Source organism: Mesorhizobium sp. M4A.F.Ca.ET.050.02.1.1 (assembly GCF_003997725.1).
GTDB lineage: Bacteria > Pseudomonadota > Alphaproteobacteria > Rhizobiales > Rhizobiaceae > Mesorhizobium.
In genome coordinates this window covers 1-2,235 of record NZ_RZSG01000901.1, presented here as the reverse complement: position 1 = coordinate 2,235, position 2,235 = coordinate 1, and the positions used below count along the sequence as shown (strand labels likewise).

Genomic DNA, 2,235 nt, shown 5'->3' with positions numbered 1-2,235 from the left:
GTCGGCAGCGTCAACCTGACCGCCTCTCCGACGATTAGGTCTTCCGGATCGCAGGTCATGGCGATGGCCTTGCCGAACAGCGTCGGTCCGGTCGGGCACAAGGCTGTCGGCCCGTAATATTCGCGTTTGACGTTGGCGCAGACCAACTCGATGGCCTTGGCCATGGCCCTGTGGCGCATGGGGGCGGCGACCACGCCGAGGCTGGTGTCCCATGGCGTCGAGCTCAGCAAGTCACGAAACACCGACAGGCGGCCCTTTTCGCGCGGAACGCCGCGCAGGAATTCATAGGAAAGGTCGGCGTAGACGCCGCCCCGTTCGTAGAGCAGGCAGTATTTGGCGAGGTCTGCCTTGTAGGTGTAGGGGCGCAAGGTGCGGAAAGCCGATAACACCTCGGCGTCGAAATGCGCCGCGATGAACTCGCTCAATTCGGCTTCCCCGAACAGGACATGCTGCTCGCCCGGATGCGCGGCCTTGAACGAGCGGATGTTCTCGCTGACCCGTTCGGGAAGGTCAGCGCTCTGATCGTCCGTTATGAGAATGCTGAATAGCGGCATGAGCTCTCGACCGTCAGCGCGAGGTGAACGCGGTCAGTTTCTCCCAGTCGCGCCATTGATGCGGCCAGCTTTGCAAATAGGGCAGATGCCGGTCGGCAAACTCCTGCGCGGCGCTTTGGATCATCTCGGCCTTGTCCCGATAGCGGGAGAGATCGATCGGGCGCTCGACGACCACGTGCAGTTGGCCGGTGCTGTCGTCGCGCCCGACAAAGACCGGCAACAGCGGAGCGCCGGCGATCTTGGCCAGCCGGGGCGCGCCGCTGGCCACTTCCATGCCCGATTCGCCTATTCGCGCCGTGACCAGCACTTCGCCCTCCCAGGCTCCGGCGGTTATTGAAACGAACTTGTTGGCGCGAAGCAACCGACGGGCCTCGTTCATGCTGGCAGCAGGATCGGCGCGGTCGATCACGACGCGGCCGGCCGCGTATCTCAGTTCCGCGCCAATCCTGATCGGGTTCAGGAAGCGGATGCCGAAACGCGACTTGGTGAAGCCATGCTCTGGCCGGCTGACGTGAAACACCTCGAACCCGGCCCTGGCGAAGGCCATCTTCGCCGCCAGCGCATTGAAGCTGAAATGCGCGATCCACAGCACCGCGCCATGGCCTGCATCTTGCGCGGCTTCGAGATGCTCGATGCCTTGCAGCGCTATGGCCGGGTTCCACCCACCGAGCCGTTCGCGCAGGATCTGTATGTGATGCTCGTGACGCGTCGCGCGGACGCCGCGCAGATCGTCATTGCCGGCCAGTCCGAACGAGCGAAAGGTCTGCAGGACCCGGCTGTCCCGGTTGGCGAAAGACGCGCCGCCCAGCCGCGCCATGGACAGGCAGATCGCTCGCCATTCGCGCTCGGGAACGAGCCGGGAGACAATCGCCAAAGCAGGGAGTTGCAGCAGGAATTTGAGGTCTTCCAGCGCAAATATCTTCCTGGCCCCGGAGGCCCGTTTTCTCTTGCGTATGTTGAATTCCAAGCCGGGTCCCCACCCACGCACCTTGCTTACGGGGGGTCGGCGGGCAAATAAACTGCCGATTCCCAAAGCGCAGGCGCTACTAGCATGACCGATCGCCGGCATCAAAGGCTCTCTTGTCATCCGGGCACGGCTTTGGCGATTGCCCGAAGCCCGGCCATCATGGTAACGAGGGCGCGCGCGGGTATGATGTAATGGTAGCCTGTCAGCTTCCCAAGCTGAACGCGCGGGTTCGATTCCCGCTACCCGCTCCAGCTTGTGCCGCGCCGTATTCACTCATCAGTGGCTCGATGAACTCGAACCGGCCAACGCCGGCAGGCTTGCGCATGGAACGCCCCGCAACTCGAATTTGATTCAATATCGCAGGACGGTTTCCGTTCCGTTAGCCGTTGCTAAAAAGACCGCCGGCCGAAGCCGGCGGCAGGGTCTACTGTGTCACCAGAGGTACGATCTGGTAATAATCAACGGCTCCAGCCGGCTTTTGTTTCAGCATTCGATAAAATGTGAAACCCGCCGCCAATCACATGGCAGCGGGCCTTTTCACAAGGGACCGGAAGGATGGAGGGGACATGCAATCCGGCCGGCATTTCCAACGAGACGTGCAAGTTTTTGTTCCGACGCAATTTAGCAAAATTGAATATTCCAATGATCGGCCTATAATTTGCCAGCCGGCAACCTACCCCGTTTGCCGGTTAGGCCCGGCGGTCAAACCCCTGT

Annotated in this window: 2 protein-coding genes and 1 tRNA gene; 1 reads left to right on the top strand and 2 read right to left on the bottom strand. The window is 61.7% G+C overall.

What is annotated here, in order from left to right:
- A partial coding sequence (locus EOA33_RS32890) for a glycosyltransferase (protein ID WP_281033586.1) occupies nucleotides 1-554 on the bottom strand: 554 nt, incomplete at its 3' end.
- Nucleotides 555-567: 13 nt separating this feature from the next.
- Complete coding sequence (locus tag EOA33_RS32885) at nucleotides 568-1,521, bottom strand: hypothetical protein (protein ID WP_189375355.1); 954 nt, start codon at nucleotides 1,519-1,521, stop codon at nucleotides 568-570.
- Between the two features lie 177 nt (nucleotides 1,522-1,698).
- Between EOA33_RS32885 and EOA33_RS32880 the strand changes: the two genes are divergently transcribed.
- A tRNA-Gly gene (locus EOA33_RS32880) sits at nucleotides 1,699-1,772 on the top strand.
- The last annotated feature ends 463 nt before the right edge of the window (nucleotides 1,773-2,235 follow it).